This window comes from Rhodococcus wratislaviensis (assembly GCF_041228765.1).
Lineage (GTDB): Bacteria > Actinomycetota > Actinomycetes > Mycobacteriales > Mycobacteriaceae > Rhodococcus_F > Rhodococcus_F wratislaviensis.
Genome location: NZ_CP150488.1, coordinates 5,183,598 through 5,205,579 on the forward strand (window position 1 = coordinate 5,183,598; position 21,982 = coordinate 5,205,579).

The 21,982-nt window shown below is 68.9% G+C and carries 18 protein-coding genes; 7 read left to right on the forward strand and 11 right to left on the reverse strand.

Translation table 11 applies throughout. From position 1 onward, the window contains the following. Positions 1–25: 25 nt before the first annotated feature. Positions 26–988 carry a heme A synthase gene (locus WKC72_RS23915; RefSeq protein WP_037237794.1) on the forward strand — a complete coding sequence of 321 codons (963 nt, stop codon included), beginning with the start codon at positions 26–28 and terminating at the stop codon, positions 986–988. Here the strand turns inward: WKC72_RS23915 and WKC72_RS23920 are convergent. Next, positions 985–1,350 (reverse strand): hypothetical protein, encoded by a 366-nt coding sequence (locus WKC72_RS23920; protein WP_037237798.1) that lies wholly within the window; start codon positions 1,348–1,350, stop codon positions 985–987. The genes WKC72_RS23915 and WKC72_RS23920 overlap by 4 nt on opposite strands. A gap of 80 nt (positions 1,351–1,430) precedes the next feature. Here WKC72_RS23920 and WKC72_RS23925 point away from each other — a divergent pair, with 80 nt between their 5' ends. Continuing rightward, positions 1,431–2,396 (forward strand): quinone oxidoreductase, encoded by a 966-nt coding sequence (locus WKC72_RS23925; protein WP_370179659.1) that lies wholly within the window; start codon positions 1,431–1,433, stop codon positions 2,394–2,396. Positions 2,397–2,429: 33 nt separating this feature from the next. Here the strand turns inward: WKC72_RS23925 and WKC72_RS23930 are convergent, their stop codons facing one another. Then, the gene (locus tag WKC72_RS23930) at positions 2,430–3,413 is read right to left on the reverse strand and encodes a heme o synthase (RefSeq protein WP_370179661.1); all 984 of its coding nucleotides are present in this window, start codon (positions 3,411–3,413) and stop codon (positions 2,430–2,432) included. A gap of 216 nt (positions 3,414–3,629) precedes the next feature. Here WKC72_RS23930 and tkt point away from each other — a divergent pair, with 216 nt between their 5' ends. The 5 genes from tkt to pgl are packed head-to-tail and all read left to right on the forward strand — an operon-like array spanning position 3,630 to position 10,065. Beyond that, positions 3,630–5,738 carry a transketolase gene (tkt, locus tag WKC72_RS23935; protein ID WP_128638654.1) on the forward strand — a complete coding sequence of 703 codons (2,109 nt, stop codon included), beginning with the start codon at positions 3,630–3,632 and terminating at the stop codon, positions 5,736–5,738. A gap of 6 nt (positions 5,739–5,744) precedes the next feature. Next, positions 5,745–6,869: a transaldolase gene (gene tal / locus WKC72_RS23940; protein ID WP_037237803.1), complete on the forward strand. Its 1,125-nt coding sequence runs from the start codon at positions 5,745–5,747 to the stop codon at positions 6,867–6,869. A gap of 3 nt (positions 6,870–6,872) precedes the next feature. Then, positions 6,873–8,417, forward strand: coding sequence for a glucose-6-phosphate dehydrogenase (zwf, locus tag WKC72_RS23945; RefSeq protein WP_370179664.1), 1,545 nt, complete (start codon positions 6,873–6,875; stop codon positions 8,415–8,417). Beyond that, complete coding sequence (gene opcA, locus WKC72_RS23950) at positions 8,418–9,329, forward strand: glucose-6-phosphate dehydrogenase assembly protein OpcA (RefSeq protein WP_112300761.1); 912 nt, start codon at positions 8,418–8,420, stop codon at positions 9,327–9,329. It begins immediately after the preceding gene. Then, on the forward strand, positions 9,322–10,065 hold the full coding sequence (pgl, locus tag WKC72_RS23955) for a 6-phosphogluconolactonase (RefSeq protein WP_370179667.1): 744 nt from the start codon (positions 9,322–9,324) through the stop codon (positions 10,063–10,065). Before opcA ends, pgl begins: the two co-directional genes overlap by 8 nt. Positions 10,066–10,385: 320 nt before the next feature. Here the strand turns inward: pgl and ppc are convergent, their stop codons facing one another. From ppc to uvrC, 9 genes are all read right to left on the reverse strand, one after another. Then, complete coding sequence (gene ppc, locus WKC72_RS23960; protein WP_370179669.1) at positions 10,386–13,142, reverse strand: phosphoenolpyruvate carboxylase; 2,757 nt, start codon at positions 13,140–13,142, stop codon at positions 10,386–10,388. A 46-nt stretch (positions 13,143–13,188) separates the two neighbouring features. Then, positions 13,189–13,422, reverse strand: coding sequence for a preprotein translocase subunit SecG (gene secG, locus WKC72_RS23965; RefSeq protein ID WP_005241788.1), 234 nt, complete (start codon positions 13,420–13,422; stop codon positions 13,189–13,191). Between the two features lie 125 nt (positions 13,423–13,547). After that, a complete protein-coding gene (gene tpiA / locus WKC72_RS23970) occupies positions 13,548–14,333 on the reverse strand; it encodes a triose-phosphate isomerase (protein WP_037237815.1) in 786 nt (261 codons plus the stop codon). A gap of 3 nt (positions 14,334–14,336) precedes the next feature. After that, entirely contained in the window at positions 14,337–15,548 is a 1,212-nt protein-coding gene (gene pgk / locus WKC72_RS23975; protein ID WP_005241786.1) for a phosphoglycerate kinase, read from the reverse strand. A 17-nt stretch (positions 15,549–15,565) separates the two neighbouring features. Further along, positions 15,566–16,585: a type I glyceraldehyde-3-phosphate dehydrogenase gene (gene gap / locus WKC72_RS23980; protein WP_005241784.1), complete on the reverse strand. Its 1,020-nt coding sequence runs from the start codon at positions 16,583–16,585 to the stop codon at positions 15,566–15,568. Between the two features lie 260 nt (positions 16,586–16,845). Further along, positions 16,846–17,829 carry a DNA-binding protein WhiA gene (gene whiA, locus WKC72_RS23985; protein ID WP_037237817.1) on the reverse strand — a complete coding sequence of 328 codons (984 nt, stop codon included), beginning with the start codon at positions 17,827–17,829 and terminating at the stop codon, positions 16,846–16,848. Further along, entirely contained in the window at positions 17,820–18,845 is a 1,026-nt protein-coding gene (yvcK, locus tag WKC72_RS23990; RefSeq protein ID WP_005241779.1) for a uridine diphosphate-N-acetylglucosamine-binding protein YvcK, read from the reverse strand. Before yvcK ends, whiA begins: the two co-directional genes overlap by 10 nt. Next, entirely contained in the window at positions 18,842–19,708 is an 867-nt protein-coding gene (rapZ, locus tag WKC72_RS23995; RefSeq protein WP_043943921.1) for an RNase adapter RapZ, read from the reverse strand. The genes yvcK and rapZ overlap by 4 nt, the downstream gene beginning before the upstream one ends. 44 nt (positions 19,709–19,752) lie before the next feature. After that, positions 19,753–21,933, reverse strand: a complete 2,181-nt coding sequence (gene uvrC / locus WKC72_RS24000) for an excinuclease ABC subunit UvrC (protein WP_370179675.1) — start codon at positions 21,931–21,933, stop codon at positions 19,753–19,755. Between the last annotated feature and the right edge of the window lie 49 nt (positions 21,934–21,982).

Below are 21,982 nucleotides of genomic sequence, written 5' to 3' on the forward strand. Positions count from 1 at the left end.
TTGACGGCCCTCTACCATCGACGTCGTGCTGTATCGCGGGTTTCTGAGCCTGGTAGACCGTCTTCCCCTTCCGTCGCTGACCGTGCAGCGTGTCATCGCGTTCGCGGTGATCCTCACGCAGGGCGGGATCGCCGTCACCGGGGCCGTCGTGCGGGTGACCGCCTCCGGCCTCGGATGCCCCACCTGGCCGCAGTGCTTCCCCGGCAGCTTCGTGCCGGTCGGGCACGGCGAGGTCGCCGTCGTCCATCAGGCGGTCGAGTTCGGCAACCGGTTGCTCACGTTCGTCGTCGTTGTCGCCGCGGCCCTGATCGTCCTCGCGGTCACCCGCGCCCGTCGCCGGAAAGAGGTCCTCGTCTACGCGTGGATGATGCCCCTCGGCACCGTCGTGCAGGCCGTCATCGGCGGTGTCACGGTGCTCACCGGACTGCTGTGGTGGACGGTCGCGGTCCACCTGCTCGCGTCGATGGCGATGGTGTGGCTGGCGACCGTGATGTACGCGAAGATCTGCGAACCCGACGACGCGCCGGCGATCGACGTGATCCCCGCCCCGCTGCGGTGGCTCACCGCGCTGTCGGGTGTCGCGCTGGCCGGGGTGCTCGCCGCCGGAACGCTGGTCACGGGCGCCGGACCGCACGCGGGAGACAAGAGTCTCGACCGCGTGGTTCCCCGTCTCGAGGTAGAGATCGTCACGCTCGTGCACCTGCATGCCCAGCTGCTGGTGGGCTACCTGGCGTTGCTGGTCGGCCTGTGCTTCGGCCTGTACGCCGTGGGCGCCACCCGCGCGGTGAAGGTACGCGTGCAGGTACTGCTCGCGCTGGTGGTGGCGCAGGCGCTGATCGGACTCGTCCAGTTCTTCACCGACGTTCCCGCGGTCCTCGTGGCATTCCACGTCGCGGGAGCCGGGCTGTGCACCGCCGCCACCGCGGCGGTGTGGGCTGCGGGACGCACCCGCGAGTTCGTCACGCAGCCCGACACCGCGAGCGTCTAGCGCTCGTTGCGGGCCTTCGGGAAGCGCGTCTGCCGCGCGACCCAGCCGGCCATCTTCTGGAAGTGGCCCTTGCGGGGCGTGACGATGCTGGTGATCGCGCGGTCCCACTCCGAGACGGTGACGTCGTCGAAGGATGCGACGACGGCGTTCGCGGTGGCGAGGTCCTCGACCACCTGGTCACCGAGGATGCCGTCGGCTCCGACGAGCGTGATACGGACGCCGGCGAGTCCGATCGGCTGGATGACCGCACTGGCGGAACCGCCGTGCTCGGCCACGAACTTCTTGATCGCGTCGACCGTGTGGGACGGGAGCGAGGGCGCCGGGCTCGCGGGCGCCGGTTCGGCATGGGTATCGGTACTCATGCCCCCGAGAATACTGGGCGGTACCGGTGTCGCGCCCGCCAGGCTCGGTGCGGCGGCACTCGCCGTGTAGAACTGAAACCATGCGCGCTATACAGGTTTCCCGTCTCGGTGGTCCCGACGTCCTCGAACCCGTAGAGGTTCCCGAACCCGAGATCGGAGCGACGGATCTTCTGGTTCGCACCGACGCGATCGGCATCAACTTCATCGACACGTACTTCCGGACGGGGCTGTACCCGCGGCCACTCCCCTACGTCCCCGGAGACGAGGGCTCCGGGGTCGTGGAGGCCGTCGGCGGCGACGTGACCGGTATCGCTCCCGGCGACCGGGTGGCCTGGTGCTCCGCCCCCGGCAGTTACGCCGAGAAGGTGGTCGTGCCCGCGGCGGTGGCGATCGCCGTCCCCGACTCCGTGCCCGCCCCGCAGGCCGCTTCCGCTCTGCTGCAGGGAATGACGGCCCACTACCTGGCCCACTCGACCTACCCGATCCAGTCCGGCGACACCGTCCTGGTCCACGCCGGAGCGGGCGGAGTCGGCCTGCTGCTGACCCAGATGGCGACCACGCTGGGCGCGCGGGTGATCACCACGGTGTCCTCCGACGCCAAGGAGCAATTGTCCCGTGACGCCGGCGCACACGAGGTGCTGCGATACGACGACGACATCGCCGCCCGGGTGCGCGAGCTGACCGACGGCGAGGGCGCCGCAGCCGCCTACGACGGTGTCGGCGCGTCCACGTTCGAGGCCAGTCTCGCGTCGGTGCGGATCCGGGGGACGGTCGCGTTGTTCGGTGCGGCGAGCGGCCCGGTGCCGCCGTTCGATCCGCAACGGCTGAACCCGGCCGGATCGCTGTTCCTCACCCGGCCCACACTCGCGCACCACGTCCGAAACCGTGAGGAACTGGCGTGGCGGGCGGGAGACGTGTTCTCCGCCCTGGCCGACGGTTCACTGACGGTCCGGGTGGGCGCGGAGTACCCGCTCGCACGGGCCGAGGACGCGCACCGCGACCTCGAGGCGCGTGCGACGACGGGCTCGATCGTGCTGGTGCCCTGACGCGGAGCGTCACCTCGGGCCGTGACGCGGAGGTCAGCTCAGCAGGCCGGCCACGGTCTGCAGTCCCAGCACGGAGTCGACGGCGAGTCCCACGAAGACGATGGCCAGATAATTGTTGGACTGCAGGAACAGGCGGAGCGGTTTCACGGCCGCTCCGCCGCGGACGCTGCGGTACAGCTGATGGGCCATCAGCAGGAACCAGGCACCGGCCACGAGGGTCACGGCGGCATAGACGACACCCGCGGCGGGGACGAGCACGAGGGACGTGATCACCATCGCCCAGCTGTACAGCAGGATCTGCTTGGTGACGTGCTCCTCGGTGGCGATCACCGGCAGCATCGGGACACCGGCCGCCTTGTAGTCCTCCTTGTAGCGCATGGCGAGGGCCCACGTGTGCGGCGGCGTCCAGAAGAAGATGACCAGGAACAGCACGATGGGCTGCCAGCTCAGCGACCCGGTGACCGCCGACCAGCCGACCATGACGGGCATGCAGCCCGCGGCGCCGCCCCAGACGACGTTCTGCCAGGTCCGGCGCTTGAGCACCATTGTGTACACGAGTACGTAGAACGCGATGGTCAGGACGACCAGGCAGCCGGCGAGCAGGTTGGCGCGCCACCACAGCCAGAGGAACGACGCGACGCCGAGAGTCATGCCGAACACGAACGCGTGGGACGTGGGCACCGCGTCGCGGGCCAGCGGCCGGCGGGCGGTGCGTTTCATGACCTTGTCGATGTCGGCGTCGACGACGCAGTTGAGGGAGTTCGCGCTCGCGGCGCCCATCCACCCGCCGAACAGCGTGCTGAGGATCAGCAGGATGTCGACATTGCCGCGATCTGCCACCAGCATCGCCGGGATGGTGGCGACCAGCAGCAGCTCGATCACCCGCGGCTTGGTCAATGCGATGTAGGCCAGGACCTTGCCCGTGACGCGACCCAGCACCGTACCGGTGTCGGTCGCGCGGGGGGCGGGGCTGGGGCTGCCGAAGCCGTGTCCGCTCGGCTGATGCCCTGTCCGCACGTTCTCTCCTCGCACCACGCGTAATTCCACATCCGAATGCCGCCGCCTGCTCCCGAAGTCGTTCGCGACGGCCGGCCGTCTACTACAAACGATGGTAGACCGCCGTAATGCGCGAACCGAATCGACCCGGATACGACCGCACACTAGGCTGGAGTCGCACAAGAGGCCCACGCATCCTCAGGCTCCACGTTCACCCATGTCAGGAGACTTCTGCCCGTGTCGATCACAGACGACATCCACGTCCTCACGCAACCGGTTCACCCCGCCGACTGGACCGAACTGGACACCAAGGCCGTCGACACCATCCGGGTGCTCGCCGCGGACGCGGTGCAGAAGGTGGGTAACGGTCACCCCGGCACGGCCATGAGCCTCGCCCCCCTCGCCTACACCCTCTTCCAGCGCGTCATGCGCCACGACCCCACGGACGCCGACTGGATCGGTCGCGACCGGTTCGTGCTGTCCTGCGGGCACTCCAGCCTCACCCTGTACATCCAGCTGTACCTCGCCGGCTACGGTCTCGAACTCGACGACCTGGAGGCGCTGCGCACGTGGGGCTCGAAGACCCCCGGCCACCCCGAACACGGCCACACCCGCGGTGTCGAGATCACCACCGGGCCGCTCGGTCAGGGCCTCGCCTCCGCCGTGGGCATGGCGATGGCCGCCCGCCGCGAACGCGGCCTCTTCGACCCCGAGCCCGCCCTCGGCGACAGCCCGTTCGACCACCACATCTACGTCATCGCCTCCGACGGCGACATCGAGGAAGGCGTCACCTCCGAGGCCTCCTCCATCGCCGGCGTCCAGCAGCTCGGCAACCTCACCCTGATCTACGACGACAACAAGATCTCCATCGAGGACGACACCGCCATCGCGCTGTCCGAGGACACCGCCGCCCGCTACGAGGCGTACGGCTGGCACGTGCAGATCGTCGAGGGCGGCGAGAACGTCGTCGCCATCGAAGAGGCCCTGAACAAGGCCCGCGAGGTCACCGACAAGCCGTCGCTGATCCTGCTTCGCACGATCATCGGTTTCCCCGCACCGACCAAGATGAACACGGGCGCGGCGCACGGCGCCGCCCTCGGCGCCGACGAGGTCGCGGCCGTGAAGAAGGCTCTCGGCTTCGATCCGGACAAGACGTTCGAGGTCGCCGACGAGGTCATCGCCCACACCCGCAAGGTCGTCGAGCGCGGCGCGCAGGCACACAAGGAATGGCAGGCCCAGTACGACGAGTGGACGCAGCGCGCCCCCGAGGGCAAGAAGCTCCTCGACCGTCTGATCGGCCGCGACCTTCCCGCCGGCTGGGCCGACGTCCTCCCCACCTGGGAGCCCGATCCCAAGGGCGTCGCGACCCGCAAGGCGTCCGCCGCCGTTCTCAACGCCGTCGGACCGGTGCTCCCCGAACTGTGGGGCGGCTCCGCCGACCTCGCCGAGAGCAACAACACCACCATCAAGGGCGCCGACTCGTTCGGCCCCGAAGCCATCTCCACCCGGATGTGGACGGCCCAGCCCTACGGCCGCACCCTGCACTTCGGGGTCCGCGAACACGCCATGGGCTCGATCCTCAACGGCATCGCGCTGCACGGACCGACCCGCCCCTACGGCGGCACCTTCCTCGTCTTCAGCGACTACATGCGTCCCGCCGTGCGACTCGCCGCGATCATGAAGACCCCGGTCACCTACGTGTGGACGCACGACTCCATCGGACTCGGCGAGGACGGGCCCACCCACCAGCCGATCGAGCACCTCGCCGCGCTGCGCGCGATCCCCGGCCTGTACGTCGTGCGGCCCGGCGACGCCAACGAGACCGCCCACGCCTGGCGCGCCGTCCTCGAGAAGGGCGCCGACGAGGCCACCCGCGCTCCCGCCGGCCTCGCCCTGACCCGCCAGGACCTCCCCGTCCTCGAGGGCACCAGCTACGAGGGTGTCTCCCGCGGCGGCTACGTCCTCGCCGACGCCTCCACCGGGGCACCGGAGGTCGTGCTCATCGGCACCGGATCCGAGCTGCAACTCGCCGTCGCCGCCCGCGAGACCCTCGAGGCCGACGGCATCCCCACCCGGGTCGTGTCCATGCCCTGCGTCGAATGGTTCGACGCCCAGGACCAGGCCTACCGCGACGGCGTCCTCCCCCCGACGGTCAAGGCGCGGGTCTCCGTCGAAGCCGGCATCTCCATGCCCTGGTACCGCTTCGTCGGCGACGCGGGCGAAATCGTCTCCATCGAGCACTTCGGCGCCTCCGCCGACTACAAGACCCTGTTCCGCGAGTTCGGTTTCACCGCCGAAGCCGTCACCGCCGCCGCACGGCGCTCACTCGCACGCGTGAAGGGATAGACCGCCATGACTCAGAACCCCAACCTCCAGAAGCTCTCCGAAGCAGGCGTGTCGGTGTGGCTCGACGACCTCTCCCGTGACCGCATCGAGTCCGGCAACCTCGCCGAGCTCGTCGCGACCAAGTCCGTCGTCGGTGTCACCACCAACCCGTCGATCTTCCAGGCCGCACTCAGCAAGGGCCACGTCTACGACGCACAGGTCCGGGAGCTCGCCGAGCGCGGTGCCGACGTCGAGGCCACCATCCGCACGGTGACCACCGACGACGTGCGCGCCGCCTGCGACGTTCTCGCCCCGCAGTTCGAGGCGAGCCACGGCGTCGACGGACGGGTGTCCATCGAGGTCGACCCGCGCCTCGCGCACGACGCCGACAAGACGGTCGCGCAGGCCGTCGAACTGTGGAAGATCGTCGACCGCCCCAACCTGTTCATCAAGATTCCGGCCACCGAGGCCGGTATCCCCGCCATCGCCAAGGTGCTCGGTGAGGGGATCAGCGTCAACGTCACGCTGATCTTCTCGGTGGAGCGCTACGAACTCGTCATGGGCGCGTACCTGGACGGCCTCGAGGCGGCGAAGGCGGCCGGTCACGACCTGTCCCGCATCCACTCGGTGGCCTCGTTCTTCGTCTCCCGTGTCGACACGGAGATCGACAAGCGGCTCGACAAGATCGGCACCCCCGAGGCGCTGGAGCTGCGCGGCAAGGCCGCCGTCGCCAACGCCCGCCTGGCGTACGCCGCGTACCAGCAGATTTTCGAGGTGCAGCCGCGGTTCCAGGGTCTGCTGTCCGATGGTGCGCGCCCGCAGCGCGCGCTCTGGGCGTCGACGGGAGTCAAGAACCCCGATTACCCCGACACTCTGTACGTCGCCGAACTGGTGGCTCCGAACACCGTGAACACGATGCCGGAGAAGACTCTCGACGCGTTCGCCGATCACGGTGAGGTCGCCGGCGACACGGTGTCCGGCACCGCGGTCGAGTCGCAGGAGGTGTTCGACAAGCTCAGCGCCGTCGGCATCGACCTCACCGACGTGTTCAAGGTCCTCGAGGACGAGGGCGTCGACAAGTTCGAGGTGTCCTGGACCGAGCTCCTGGAGGCCACCGCGGAGCAGCTGCGCGCAGCAGGGCAGAAGAGCTGATACGTGAGCGAGCCCGCAGCGTCAGACGATTGGGTCAATCCACTCCGCGACGGTAGGGACAAGCGCCTACCACGCATCGCCGGGCCGTGTGCGCTGGTGATCTTCGGTGTCACCGGCGACCTGGCCCGGCGCAAGTTGATGCCCGCCATCTACGATCTGGCCAATCGTGGTCTTCTGCCGCCCGGGTTCGCTCTCGTCGGGTTCGCCCGCAGGGATTGGTCGGACGAGGACTTCGGCAAGATCGTCCACGATGCCGTGCGCGACCATTCCCGCACCCCGTTCCGGGAGGACGTCTGGGAGCGACTGTCGGAGGGCCTGCGTTTCGTCAAGGGCAGCTTCGACGACCCGGCCGCCTTCCAGGAACTGGCCAACACTCTCGGGACGCTCGAACGCGAACGCGGGACCGGCGGCAATCACGGGTTCTATCTCGCGATTCCGCCGGACGCGTTCCCGGTGGTCCTGAAGCAGCTGTCCGAGGCCGGTCTCGCGCAGTCGAACGACGACCAGTGGCGCCGGGTGGTCATCGAGAAGCCGTTCGGTCACGACCTCGAGAGCGCACGTGAGCTCAACGCGGTCGTGAACGAGGTCTTCCCGGAGGACACGGTCTTCCGGATCGACCATTACCTCGGCAAGGAGACCGTCCAGAACATTCTGGCGTTGCGCTTCGCGAACCAGTTGTTCGATCCGATCTGGAACGCCCACTACGTGGATCACGTCCAGATCACCATGGCCGAGGACATCGGTCTCGGTGGACGCGCCGGGTATTACGACGGCATCGGGGCGGCGCGCGACGTCATCCAGAATCATCTGCTGCAACTTCTCGCATTCACCGCGATGGAGGAGCCGATCAGCTTCGAACCGTCCGAGTTGCAGGCGGAGAAGATCAAGGTGCTCTCCGCCACCAGGCTCGCCCAGCCGCTCGACGAGACCACGGCACGCGGCCAGTACGCGGGCGGCTGGCAGGGCGGTACCCGGGTGGTCGGACTGCTGGAGGAGGAAGGGTTCTCGAAGGACTCCACCACGGAGACGTTCGCGGCCATCACCCTCGAGGTCGACACCCGCCGCTGGGCGGGGGTGCCGTTCTACCTCCGCACCGGGAAGCGGCTCGGCCGCCGGGTCACCGAGATCGCCGTGATCTTCAAGCGCGCACCGCATCTGCCGTTCGATCAGACGATGACCGAGGAACTGGGGCAGAACGCCCTCGTCATCCGGGTGCAGCCGGACGAGGGTGTGACCATGCGGTTCGGGTCCAAGGTGCCGGGGTCGAGCATGGAAGTCCGCGACGTCAACATGGACTTCAGCTACGGTCAGGCGTTCACGGAGTCGTCGCCCGAGGCGTACGAGCGCCTCATCCTCGACGTGCTCCTCGGTGAGCCCTCGCTGTTCCCCGTGAACGCCGAGGTCGAACTGTCCTGGGAGATCCTCGACCCCGCGCTCGGGCACTGGGCTGCGGGTGGCAGGCCGGAACCGTACGAGGCCGGCACGTGGGGCCCGCCGTCGGCAGACGAAATGATGCAACGTACCGGTCGCGAATGGAGAAGGCCGTAGATGATCATCGACATTCCCGCGACCACCACCGGACAGGTCAACAAGAAACTGGTGGAGGTGCGCAAGACCGGCGGCGCAGTGACCCTGGGGCGAGTCCTCACGCTGGTGGTATGCACCCGCGACAGTGAGTACTCGGAGGACATCATCGACGCCGCCAACGAGGCGAGCCGGGAGCATCCGTGCCGCGTCATCGTCGTCGCCTGGGGGTCCCGTGACGCGGAACCCCGCCTGGACGCGCAGATCCGCGTCGGCGGCGACGCCGGTGCGTCGGAGGTCGTCGTGCTCCGGCTGTTCGGCGAACTCGCCGACCACGAGAGCAGCGTGGTGGTGCCGTTCCTCCTCCCCGACACTCCCGTCGTCGTGTGGTGGCCGGAGACGGCCCCGGAGGTCCCCGCCGAGGACCCGGTGGGCAAGCTGGCGATCCGCCGCATCACCGACGCGACCGATCGCGCGGATCCGGCCGCCGAGATCAAGAGCCGCCTCGCGTCGTACTCGTCCGGTGACTCGGACCTGGCCTGGAGTCGCATCACCTACTGGCGTGCGCTCCTGACCTCGGCCGTCGATCAGCCGCCGCACTCGCCGATCACGTCCGCTGTGGTGTCCGGGCTGGTGGACGAGCCCGCCGTCGACATGATCGCGGGGTGGTTGGCGAGCCGCGTCGACGTCCCCGTCACCCGGCGGGTCGGCCCGCTGTTCGTGGAGATCAACTTCGCCGACGGTGGTGCTCTGACCATCAGCCGCCCCCAGACCGGCACCACGGCGACGCTGACACGCACCGGCAAACCCGATGCGCGGGTCGCGCTCCGCAGGCGGGAAACGAGCGAGTGCCTGGCCGAAGAACTACGCAGGCTCGACGCCGACGAGGTCTACGAGACCGCACTCGCCGGGCTGACGAAGGTGACCTATGAGTGACATCCATGTAGAAGTCCACCCCGACACCGACACGCTGGTGACGAGGGCCGCGGAGCGGTTCGTCGCCACCGTCGTCGCCGCCCAGAAGGACCGTGGTACGGCGTCGGTCGTCCTCACCGGAGGCGGAACCGGCATCGGGCTGCTCGAGAAGGTGCGGGAGAACCCAGGCGACATCGACTGGCGCGCGATCGACATCTACTGGGGTGACGAGCGCTTCCTGTCGGCCGGCGACCCGGAACGCAACGACGTGCAGGCGCGGGCCGCACTGCTCGACCACGTCGACGTCGACCCCGACCGGGTGCACACCATGCCCGTCGCCGACGGCATCTACGAGAACGATCCGGAGGCGGCTGCCGTCGCGTACGCGCAGGTGCTCGGGGCCCACGCCGACGGCAAGCAGGTTCCGGTCTTCGATGTCCACCTGCTCGGCATGGGCGGTGAGGGACACGTCAATTCGCTGTTCCCCGACACCGACGCGGTACGCGAGGAGCACCGGTTCGTCGTCGCGGTGACGGACTCCCCCAAGCCGCCGCCGGTGCGGGTCACGCTGACCCTGCCCGCTGTCCGGCACGCCGACGAGGTGTGGCTCGTCGTGGCGGGCGACGCCAAGGCCGAGGCCGTGGCCGCCGCGATCGCGGGCGCTCCGCCCGTCGAGATCCCGGCATCCGGGGCGCGCGGACTGTCGGCCACCCGGTGGCTGCTCGACACGTCGGCCGCGTCCCGGCTGCCGGGCTGACGCTCTCATCCGACGGGGTCCTCGTCGTCGTCCGCCGGCAACCCGGCGGGCGACCGAGGGTCCCGCTCGACCGGTGACCGGGTGACCCGGCATTCGGTGACGATCCGACCGGCCCGACGCGGGCTCGCCGCGCTCGTCCCCCGCCGTCCCACTCCCCCGCGCCAGTAGTCCGGGTTGCCCGCGCAACGCCTCATCCGTCGCCCCACTTCGTCTCGGAAACGTTCGTGCTCTTTCCCGTTTTGACGCAGCGACGGACGGTTCGGTTCCCCCGCCCCGCAAGAAAGTTCACTCGCTTCTCGCGGGACGCGGGAACCGGCGCGCTACCCGCTGTTGCGCAGCGCGGTCGCCAGCCCGTTCATCGTGAGCTGGATGCCGCGGCGCGTCTGATCACTGTCGTCCCCGGCCCGGTAGCGGCGCAGCAGTTCCACCTGCAGGTGGTTGAGGGGCTCGAGGTACGGGAACCGATTGTGCACCGACCTCTCCAGACCGGGGTTGTCGGCGAACAGGGTGTCGTTCCCGGTGATCGCCTTGTACATCCGGATGGTCCGTTCGTGTTCCTCGGCGATCTTGCCGAACACCCGCCGGCGGAGTTCCTCGTCGGGAACCAGTTCCGCGTAGCGGGCCGCGAGACCCATGTCGGACTTCGACATCACCATGGCCAGGTTCGACAGCACGGTCCGGAAGAACGGCCACGTCTCGTACAGGCGGGACAGCGTGGCCACCCGCTCGGGGTCGCCCTGCGTCCATTCCTCGAACGCCGCACCCGTGCCGTACCACCCGGGCAGCATGACCCGGGACTGGCTCCACGACAGCACCCACGGGATGGCCCGGAGGTCGGAGATGGACGTGGTCTGCTTCCGTGAGGCGGGGCGGCTGCCGATGTTGAGGGCACCGATCTCCGCGACCGGAGTCGACATCTCGAAGTACTCCACGAATCCGGGTGTCTCGTGCACCAATTCGCCGTACGCGCGGCGGGCCAGCGCCGCGAGCTCGTCGAGAATGCGGTACGCCGGTTCCGCGTCGTCGCCGAGTCCCTCGACGTCGAGCAGGGTGGCTTCGAGGGTCGCGGCGAGCAGCGTTTCCAGATTGCGTTGCGCGAGGCGGGGTTCCGCGTACTTGGCGGCGATCACCTCACCCTGTTCGGTGATCCGCAACGACCCGGCCACCGCGCCGGGCGGTTGCGCGAGGATCGCCTCGTAGCTGGGGCCGCCGCCGCGACCCACGGTGCCGCCGCGACCGTGGAAGAGCCGCAACCGGATTCCCGTCTTGCGGGCGGCGTCGACCAGATCCAGCTCGGCGCGGTACAGCGCCCAGTTGGCCGCCAGGTAGCCGCCGTCCTTGTTGGAATCGGAGTACCCGAGCATCACTTCCTGCGAGTCGCCGCGCGACGTCACCAGCGCCCGGTAGATCGGCACCTCGAGGGTGGCCTCGAGCGTGGCGGCCCCCTGCTGCAGGTCCTCGATCGTCTCGAACAGCGGCACGATCCCCACCGGGCAGGACGGCGCCTCCCCCGATCCGGGGTCGAGCAGACCCACCTCCTTCAGCAGCACGGCGGCCTCGAGCATGTCGCTGACGGAGGTGCACATGCTGATGATGTAGTTGGGCACGGCGCCCGCACCGAGGGTCCGCACCGCGTCGGCGCCGGCCTGGAGAATGGCGAGTTCCTTCGTGGTCAGCTCGCTGAAGTCCGCGTTCGCGGTGGTCAGTGGTCGCCGGGTGGACAGCTCCGCCGACAGCAACTCCACCCGCTCGTCCTCGGACAGCGACGGGTAGTTGGCGTGCACGCCCGCCCACGCCAGCAGCTCGGCGACGACGGTCTCGTGCACGTCCGAGTTCTGCCGCATGTCCAGTCCGGAGAGGTGGAAACCGAACACCTCCACCGAGTCCCGCAGGCCCGCGAGCCCGTCGTCGGCGATGGTGCCGTCGCCGCCACGCCGCAGGGAGTCGTCGACGACGTCCAGTTCGTCGAGCATCTGCCGTGGCGAGTCGTACGGTGCGAGCCCGAGGTCGAGCCCGTGATCGGTTGCCTCACCCAGAATGCTGTGCGCGGTGGCCGTGAGACGCCCCCGGATGCCCCGCACCGCGCGCCGGTAGGGCTCGTCGGCGCGGAACGGGGAATCGTCCTGCGACGCCGCGGCCAGGAGGTCGAGAGCGGGGGTGACGGTGACGAGGCGAGCCGACATCGACAGTTCACGTTCGAGTGTCTCGAGTTCCCCGAGGTGGTGCTCGAGCGCGGTGGCCGCGGCACGGATGGTGGCCTGCCGGACCACCTCGTCGGTGACATAGGGGTTGCCGTCGCGGTCTCCGCCGATCCACGACCCGGGACGCAGAATCGGCTCCCGGCCCAGATCCGCGTCCGGCCACCGCGATCGCAGGGCGCTGCGCAGTTCGGCGTTGATCTTCGGGACGACCTCGAACAGTGCGGCGTCGTAGTACCGCAGTCCGACCTCGATCTCGTCCTGGATCCGCAACCGCGACAACCGGATCAGTGCGGTCTGCCACAGGGTGAGGATCTGCCGTCGCAGCCGGACGTCGACGTCGGCCGTCTCGGTCTCGGTCAGGGCGGTGCGCTCGCGGTAGCGCATCAGCTCGGTGATGCGGGACTGGGTCTCGAACACCGTCCGGCGGCGGGTCTCGGTGGGATGGGCGGTGATGACCGGCGACACGAGCGCCCCGCGCAACGCGTCCGCGACGACGTCGCTGCCGAGGTGCGCGGCGTCGAGTTTGGCGAACGTGGCGGTCAGCGTGCTGTCGGGGGCGGGTTCACCGGCGGCGACGTGGACGGCGCGCCGGCGTTCGCGGTGGATGTCCTCGGCGAGATTCGCCAGCAGGGCGAAGTGGCTGAAGGCCCGGATGACGGGGATGGTGTCGCTCGTGGAGACCTGGGTGAACATGTCCGCCAGATCTGCGCGGTCGATTTCGGAACGACGAACCCGGAACGATTCGACCCTGGCCTTCTCGACGAGGTCGAAGACGCTGTCCCCGGCCTGTTCCCGCACTATCTGACCGAGGATGCCGCCCAGGAGCCGAATGTCTTCGCGGAGTGGTTCAGTGGCCTCACGTGGGGTTTCGATCATTCATCCAGTATCGACCGGTGACGGCCCGTCTGCATGATGAAGCCGATCAGCCGAACTTGATCTCCAGGCCGATGCCGATGATGGCGATCAACCAGATCAGGCCGGTGAAGACGGTGAGCCGGTCGAGGTTCTTCTCGACCACGGTGGAACCGGACAGGCTCGACTGGACGCCACCGCCGAACAGGCTGGACAGACCGCCGCCCTTACCGCGGTGCAGCAGCACCAGCAGAATCAGCAGCAAGCTGGTGACCACCAGCAAGATATCCAGAAACAGTTCCATGTCTGTTTACGTCCACCCATCCAGTAGGAACAACAACGACCTCGTACACCCTACAGGCGCTCCGCGCCCGTGCGCCTTTCCGGTACCTAGCGCTGCCGGAAAGGCGCACGGGCGCCGAAGGCGCCTTACGGCAGAGGTCCGCCCGCGGCGATCGCCGACAGGGTGGCGAACTCGTCGGCCTTCAGTGAGGCGCCGCCCACCAGGGCGCCGTCCACATCGGTCTGACCGACGATCTCGCCGACGTTCTTGGCGTTGACGCTACCGCCGTAGAGAACGCGGACACCGGACGCGACGTCCGGCGAGGCGAGCTCACCGAGCGTGGCGCGGATCGCGGCGCACACTTCCTGCGCGTCCGCGGCACTGGCCACGCGACCGGTTCCGATGGCCCACACCGGCTCGTACGCGATGACGACCTTGGCGATGTCCTCGGCGGACAGTCCGGCGAGCGAGCCCCGCAACTGTTCGACGTTGTAGGACACGTGCTCGCCGGCCTCGCGCACGTCGAGACCCTCACCGATGCAGACGATCGGGGTGATCCCGTTCTTCAGCGCGGCCTTGGTCTTGGCCAGCACGGTGTCGTTGTCCTCGCAGTGCAGGGTCCGGCGCTCCGAGTGCCCGACGACGACGAACGTGCAGCCCAGCTTGGCCAGCATGGAGCCGCTGATCTCACCGGTGTACGCACCCGAATCCTGGGCCGACACGTCCTGCGCACCGTAGGTGAGCAGGAGCTTGTCGCCCTCGACGAGGGTCTGCACGCTGCGGATGTCGGTGAACGGCGGGATCACCGTCACGTCGACCTTGTCGAAGTACTTCGCCGGGAGCGAGAAGGCGATCTTCTGAACCAGCGCGATGGCCTCGAGGTGGTTCAGATTCATCTTCCAGTTGCCGGCGATCAGCGGCTTCCGTGCCATGCCTCAGCCCTCCAGAACTGCGATGCCGGGGAGTTCCTTGCCCTCGAGGTACTCGAGGGAGGCGCCGCCACCGGTGGAGATGTGCGAGAACCCGTCCTCGGGCAGACCGAGCTGGCGCACCGCCGCGGCGGAGTCACCGCCACCGACGACGCTGTACGCGCCCTTCCCGGTGGCCTCGATGATCGCCTCGGCGACACCCTTGGTGCCCGCGGCGAACTTCTCGAACTCGAACACGCCCATCGGGCCGTTCCAGAACACGGTCTTCGCGCTGGTCAGGATCGCGGCGAACCGGCGAACCGACTGCGGTCCGATGTCGAGACCCATCCAGCCGTCCGGAATCTCGAGTACCGAGACGATCTTCGACTCGGCGTCGGCCGAGAACGAATCGGCGATGACCACGTCCTGCGGGATGTGGATCACGTCGGCGTACTGCTCGAGCAGCGCCTTGCACGTGTCGATCATCGACTCCTCGCACAGCGAGTTGCCGACCGAAACGCCCTGCGCCGCCAGGAACGTGTAGTACATGCCGCCACCGATGACGAGGGTGTCGACCTTGGGGGCCAGCGCCTCGATCACCGCGAGCTTGTCCGACACCTTCGACCCACCGAGCACGACCGCGTACGGCCGCTCGGGCTCCTCGGTGAGCTTGCCGAGCACCTTGATCTCGGCTTCGACGAGCGTGCCCGCGTAATGCGGGAGCAGCTTGGCCACCTCGTACACCGACGCCTGCGCGCGGTGCACGACACCGAACCCGTCGGACACGAACGCGCCGTCGTCGCCGACGAGTTCGACCAGGGCCTTGGCGAGCTTCGTCCGCTCGGCCTCGTCCTTGCTGGTCTCCCGCGGATCGAAGCGGATGTTCTCCAGCAGGAGAACGTCGCCGTCCGTGAGCCCCTCGGCCCGTGCCAGAGCGTCCTGCCCGACGACGTCGCCGGCGAGCTGGACGTTGCGTCCCAGCACCTCGGCGAGCTTCACCGCCACCGGTGCGAGGGAGTACTGCGGGTCGGGCTCGCCCTTGGGGCGACCCAGATGGGCGGTGACGATGACCTTGGCGCCCGCCTCCGCCAACGCCTTCAGCGTCGGCGCGGAAGCGATGATGCGCCCGGGATCGGTGATCCGGTCACCGTCGAGCGGAACGTTGAGGTCGGAGCGCACCAGCACGGCGCGCCCCTCGACCCCAGCGTTCAGCAGATCGTCGAGAGTCTGTACTGCCACTGTTACCGGACCTTCGCTCAGAGAGACTTGGCGACGAGACCGATGAGGTCGGCCAGACGGTTGGAGTAACCCCACTCGTTGTCGTACCAGGACACGATCTTGGCCTGATCGTCGATGACCTTGGTGAGGCCGGAGTCGAAGATCGAGCTGTGGGGGTCGGTGACGATGTCGGACGACACGATCGGGGCGTCCGTGTACTTCAGGATGCCCTTGAGCGGTCCCTCGGCGGCGGCCTTCATCGCGGCGTTGATGTCCTCGACGCTGGCCGACTTCTTCAGGTTCGCGGTGAGGTCGGTCACCGAGCCCGTGGGGATCGGGACACGCAGCGCGTAGCCGTCCAGCTTGCCGAGCAGCTGCGGGAGGACCAGGCCGATGGCCTTGGCGGCACCGGTGCCGGTGGGGACCACGTTCAGGGCGGCGGCGCGGGCGCGACGCAGGTCGCTGTGCGGGCCGTCCTGCAGGTTCTGGTCCTGGGTGTAGGCGTGGACCGTGGTCATGAGGCCCTTGACGATGCCGAACTCGTCGTCGAGCACCTTGGCGATGGGGCCGAGGCAGTTGGTGGTGCACGAGGCGTTGGAGATGATGTTCTGGCTGCCGTCGTACTTGTCGTCGTTGACGCCCATCACGATGGTGATGTCCTCGCCCTTGGCCGGGGCGGAGATGATGACCTTCTTGGCGCCGGCCTCGAGGTGGCCCTTCGCCTTGGCTGCGTCGGTGAAGATTCCGGTGGACTCGACGACGACGTCGACGCCCAGGTCACCCCAGGGAAGCGCCGCGGGGCCTTCCTTGATGGCGAGTGCCTTGATCTTCTGGTTTCCGACGACGATGGTGTCTTCACCTTCGAGCGAGACGTCGTGCGGGAGACGACCCAGGATGGAGTCGTACTTCAGGAGATGCGCCAGCGTAGCGTTGTCCGTGAGGTCGTTGACCGCCACAATCTCGATGTCGGTGGTTCCGAGCGCCTTCTGCGCATCCACCGCCCTGAAGAAGTTACGCCCGATACGGCCGAAACCGTTTACGCCTACCCGGACAGTCACAATCTGCTCCTTTGCGCATGATTCTGGTTGTGCAGCTCTGCTCCCGCGCCGCTACGACACCACCGACGGTGGTCGGCGCGAGGGTTCATCGGTCGATGTGGCTCTTACCCTAGTGCGCATGCCACTCGCGCGCGCAGTCACCTCCGGGCACCTTTCCGGCCGCCCCGACCCGGACGAACGGGACGCTCGTTCGATCTGACGCAACGAGCGTCCCGTTCGTCCGGGGAGTGGGGGTGGCGGGCGGCGACTGCCGGCGACGGTCAGGCGTCGTCGAGAAGGTCTGCGGTGACGGCCGACTCGGTGTCGGGGATGCCGGTTTCCTTGGCCTTGCGGTCTGCCATGGACAGCAACCGCCGGATGCGGCCGGCCACGGCGTCCTTCGTCATCGGCGGGTCGGCGAGCTGGCCGAGTTCCTCCAGGGACGCCTGCCGGTGCTCCACCCGGAGGTGACCGGCCGCCGCCAGATGGTCGGGAACCTCGTCACCCAGGATGTCGAGGGCCCGTTCGACGCGGGCAGCGGCCGCGACGGCCGCCCGCGCGGACCGGCGCAGGTTGGCGTCGTCGAAGTTGGCGAGCCGGTTGGCGGTGGCACGGACCTCCCGGCGCATGCGGCGTTCCTCCCACACGAGGCGGGTGTCCTGGGCCCCCATCCGGGTGAGCAGTGCGCCGATGGCCTCGCCGTCACGGATCACCACCCGGTCGGTGCCGCGGACCTCGCGGGCCTTCGCGGAGATGCCCAGCCTGCGCGCCGCCCCGACGAGGGCGAGCGCCGCCTCCGGGCCCGGGCAGCTGACCTCGAGCGCGGACGATCGCCCCGGCTCGGTCAGCGAACCGTGCGCCAGGAACGCGCCGCGCCACGCGGCCTCCGCGTCGGCGACACTGCCACCGACCACCTGCGCGGGAAGCCCGCGCACGGGGCGTCCCCGCAGGTCCAGGAGACCGGTCTGGCGGGCGAGAGCCTCGCCCTCCTTCGCGACCCGCACGATGTACCGGGACGACTTGCGCAGCCCGCCCGCACTGAGGACGTGGACGTCGGCGCTGTAGGTGAACAGGTCGAAGATCTCGCGGCGCAACCGGCGGGCCGTGGACCCCAGGTCCACTTCCGCCTCGACCACTACCCGGCCGCCGACGATGTGCAATCCCCCGGCGAACCGCAGCAGCGACGAGACCTCGGCCTTCCGGCAACTCACATGAGTGATGACGAGACGACTGAGTTCGTCTTTGACCTCTGCTGTCATTGCCACGAAGCGCTCTCCCTTTCCTCTGGTGTCTCGGCCACTTCGCTCCCCCGAGACCCCGCGTCGGGGTCGCTCCAGAGCTGTTCGAGAACGGACGCAAGTTTTCCTGCATGGTGCGTGTGGGTGCCGTGCTCCGACACGTCGGCGTACACGACGCGTGCCTGGAACTGTCCGGCGGCGCGGGCGAGGTGCTCGCGCTCGCGCCCCGGTGGCACCGAACCCGAATCGACCACGACGAAGTCGACGGTGAGTTCGGGTGCGTGTTGGGACAGTACGTGCAGATGACGCTCGGTGGAGAATCCTGCCGTCTCGCCCGGCTCCGGAGCCAGGTTGAGCACCAGCACCTTCCGCGCGGCGGTGGCGATCAGCGTGTCGAGGAGTTCCGGCACGAGGACGTGCGGGATGACGCTGGAGAACCACGATCCCGGACCGAGGACGACCATGTCTGCCACGTCGATCGCCCGGACCGCGTCCGGGCACGCGGGCGGATTCGCCGGCAGCAGACGCACGCGGCGCACCTTGCCGGGCGTGGTCGCGACCGCGACCTGACCGCGGATGCAGCGGCTGACCCGCGGGTCCGCCTCGAGGCCCTGCACGTCGGCCTCGATGTCCAGGGCGATCGGCGACATCGGTAGCACCCGCCCGTTGATCCGCAGCAACCGGGCGAGTTCGTCCAGCGCGGCGACGGGGTCGCCGAGCACCTCGGTGAGGCCGGCCAGGATGAGATTGCCCACCGAGTGGCCGGCGAGGGCGCCGATTCCGCCGAAGCGGTGCTGGATGGTGTCCGTCCAGTCCTGCACCTCGGGGTCGTCCGCGGCGAGTGCGGCGAGCGCCATCCGCAGATCCCCCGGCGGGATGACACCCAGTTCGGCGCGCAGCCGTCCCGAGGATCCGCCGTCGTCCGCGACGGTCACGACCGCCGTGACGTCACGGCTGAGCCGGCGCGCGGCACTGAGAGTGGCGAACAGTCCGTGGCCGCCGCCGAGCGCGACGATCGCAGGCGGCTGGTGCACCGGCCTCATTCGCGCCCCAGATCACGATGGACGACACGCACGTTCAGCCCGGAGTCCTTTCCGAGTCGGCTCGCCAAGGCCTCCGACATCGCGACACTCCGATGTTTCCCTCCGGTGCACCCCACCGCGATGGTCATGTAGCGCTTCCCCTCCCGACGATATCCCGCGATCGTCAGATCCAGCAGGTGGTGATAGGTGGCGAGATAGTCCTCGGCACCGTCCTGCGACAACACGTAGTCCCGCACGTCCGCACTCTGCCCGGTGTGCGGACGCAACTCGGGTATCCAGTGCGGGTTGGGCAGGAAGCGGACGTCGCAGACGAGATCGGCGTCCATCGGAAGACCGTACTTGAAACCGAACGACTGGACTGTTACTTGCATGGTCCGGTTCTCGGCGTCGCCGAACGCGTCCTCGATCTTCTGCCGCAACTGGTGCGCGGCGAGGGACGACGTGTCGATCACCAGATCCGCGGCGGCCTTCACCTTCGCGAGCTGATCGCGCTCGGCGGCGATGCCCTCCGACAGGGTGCCCTCGGCGCCTCCACCCGACAGCGGGTGGCTGCGGCGTACCTGTTCGAACCGGCGCACCAGGACCTCGTCCGACGCGTCGAGGTACAGCACCCGTGTGTGCACGGGTTTGCTTTCCAGTTCGGTGAGGACCCAGCCGAGGTCGCCGGTGAACAACCGGCTGCGCACGTCGATGACGACGGCGAGCCGCTCGAGCCGCGAATCGGATTCCAGGCTCAGATCCACCATCCGGGAAATCAGTTCCGGGGGAAGGTTGTCCGCGACGTACCACCCGAGGTCCTCGAGGACCTTCGCCGCCGTCTGCAGCCCCGCCCCGGAGAGCCCGGTGACGAGAAGGAAGTCCATCGGCCGAACCGTGGGTGGACGGTCGCTCTGCGCGTGCTGCTCGTTCACTCGACACCTGTCCGTTGCGAAGCGCTCTGTGCTGCCTGGCCGTGCTGTGCTACCGGTTCGCGGGGAAGATCCGCGCCGTTCTGATCTGCCGTGCCCGGCCCGTTCCGATCTGGTTCATCATCCCCCACTCCCGCGACGTCCGCAGACGGTTCCTCCGCCCCGAGAGCGGTGAGTACCGCTTTCGCCGTGGCCGTTCCGATGCCGGGGACCGCGGTGATCTCCTCGACGGAGGCCTGCTTGAGTCGGGCGACGGAACCGAAATGCGTCACCAGGGCCTTGCGCCGGGTCTCACCGAGCCCGCGGACGGAGTCGAGTGCGGATGCCGTCATCCGGCGGGACCGCTTGCTGCGGTGGAACGTGATCGCGAAGCGGTGGGCCTCGTCGCGCACCCGCTGCAGGAGGTACAGCGACTCGCTCGTGCGCGGGAGGATCACCGGGTCCTCCTCCCCCGGCACCCACACCTCCTCGAGCCGCTTGGCCAGCCCGATCACCGCGACGTCGGTGATGCCCAGTTCGTCGAGCACCGCCGAGGCCGCGGCCACCTGCGGGGCCCCGCCGTCCACGACGAACAGATTCGGTGGGTACGCGAACCGCCGCGGCCGGCCGGTCTGCGGGTCGATCGCCGCCTCCGGGGCGAGGTCGCCGCCGTCCCCCGACACCTGGTCGGCGTCCGCCCCGGCCGCTTCGGCGCGCAGCACCCCGACGTCACGGTTGTGCCGGAGGAACCGCCGCCGGGTGACCTCGGCGATGCTGGCGACGTCGTCGGAGCGACCGTCGCCCGCGGCCTCCTTGATCGCGTAGTGGCGGTAGTCGGACTTACGGGGAAGGCCGTCCTCGAAGACGACGAGGGAGGCCACCACGTCGGTGCCCTGCACATGACTGATGTCGACGCATTCGATGCGCAGGGGCGCCGAGTCCAGGTCGAGGGCCTCCTGGATGCCCTGCAGGGCCGCCGACCGCGACGTGAAGTCGCCGGCGCGGCGCAGCTTGTGCTGCTGCAATGCCTCCATCGCGTTCCGCTGCACGGTCTCGGCGAGAGCCTTCTTGTCGCCGCGCTGCGGCACGCGGAGGCGGACCGCGGATCCGCGGAGACCGCTGAGCCACTCCTGCACCTGTTCGGCGTCGGGCGGCAGCACGGGCACCAGGACCTCCCGCGGCACGCCGCTGGTGCCGGCCTCCTGGTCGGTCGCGCCCGACAGCGCCGCCTGCTCACCGTAGAACTGGGTGAGGAACTGCTCCACGAGCAGCGGCAGGTCCGATCCCGCCTCGGAATCGACGCTGGCCCAGTCGATGACGTCGCCGGCCTTCTCGACCACCCAGCCGCGCTGACCGCGCACGCGGCCACCCCGGACGTGGAAGACCTGGACCGCGGCCTCGAGCTCGTCGGTCGCGAACGCGGCGACGTCGGCGTCGGTGCCGTCACCGAGCACGACGGCCTGCTTCTCGAGCGCTCGCCGCAACGCGCCCACGTCGTCGCGCAGCCGCGCCGCCGTCTCGAAGTCGAGTTCTTCCGACGCCTCCTGCATCCGGGCCTCGAGCTGCCGGACCAGCTTGTCGGTGCGTCCCGACAGGAAGTCGCAGAAGTCCTCGACGATCTTGCGGTGTTCGGCCGCGGACACGCGTCCGACGCACGGCGCGGAGCACTTGTCGATGTAGCCGAGCAGGCAGGGACGGCCGATCTGGTTGTGACGCTTGAACACCCCGGCCGAGCAGGTTCGTGCGGGGAACACCCGCAGCAGCAGGTCGAGGGTTTCGCGGATGGCCCACGCGTGCGAGTAGGGACCGAAGTAGCGGACACCCTTGCGCCGGGGCCCGCGGTAGACGAACAGCCGGGGGTATTCCTCGTTCAGGGTGACCGCGAGAACCGGGTACGTCTTGTCGTCGCGGTAGCGGACGTTGAACCGGGGATCGAATTCCTTGATCCAGTTGTACTCGAGCTGGAGAGCCTCGACCTCGGTGCTCACCACGGTCCACTCGACGCTGCCGGCCGTGGTCACCATCTGGCGGGTGCGCGGGTGCAGCGTCGAGACGTCGGCGAAATAGGAATTCAGCCGTGATCGAAGACTCTTCGCCTTCCCGACATAGATGACCCGGCCGTGCGGATCGCGGAACTTGTACACCCCCGGATCGACCGGAACAGTTCCGGTCGCGGGGCGATATGTCGAAGGATCGGGCACCCCTCCACGTTAGTCGGCGCCACCGACCAACCCCGCATCCGCGACGTCG

What these genes read in the sequence shown, in the direction of transcription:
- ppc (WP_370179669.1), bottom strand. Translation starts at nt 13,142, where the DNA reads ATGATCGAAACCCCACGTGAGGCCACTGAACCACTCCGCGAAGACATT.
- WKC72_RS23920 (WP_037237798.1), bottom strand. Translation starts at nt 1,350, where the DNA reads ATGAGTACCGATACCCATGCCGAACCGGCGCCCGCGAGCCCGGCGCCC.
- WKC72_RS23925 (WP_370179659.1), top strand. Translation starts at nt 1,431, where the DNA reads ATGCGCGCTATACAGGTTTCCCGTCTCGGTGGTCCCGACGTCCTCGAA.
- secG (WP_005241788.1), bottom strand. Translation starts at nt 13,422, where the DNA reads ATGGAACTGTTTCTGGATATCTTGCTGGTGGTCACCAGCTTGCTGCTG.
- rapZ (WP_043943921.1), bottom strand. Translation starts at nt 19,708, where the DNA reads ATGGACTTCCTTCTCGTCACCGGGCTCTCCGGGGCGGGGCTGCAGACG.
- yvcK (WP_005241779.1), bottom strand. Translation starts at nt 18,845, where the DNA reads ATGAGGCCGGTGCACCAGCCGCCTGCGATCGTCGCGCTCGGCGGCGGC.
- pgl (WP_370179667.1), top strand. Translation starts at nt 9,322, where the DNA reads ATGAGTGACATCCATGTAGAAGTCCACCCCGACACCGACACGCTGGTG.
- tpiA (WP_037237815.1), bottom strand. Translation starts at nt 14,333, where the DNA reads ATGGCACGGAAGCCGCTGATCGCCGGCAACTGGAAGATGAATCTGAAC.
- opcA (WP_112300761.1), top strand. Translation starts at nt 8,418, where the DNA reads ATGATCATCGACATTCCCGCGACCACCACCGGACAGGTCAACAAGAAA.
- tal (WP_037237803.1), top strand. Translation starts at nt 5,745, where the DNA reads ATGACTCAGAACCCCAACCTCCAGAAGCTCTCCGAAGCAGGCGTGTCG.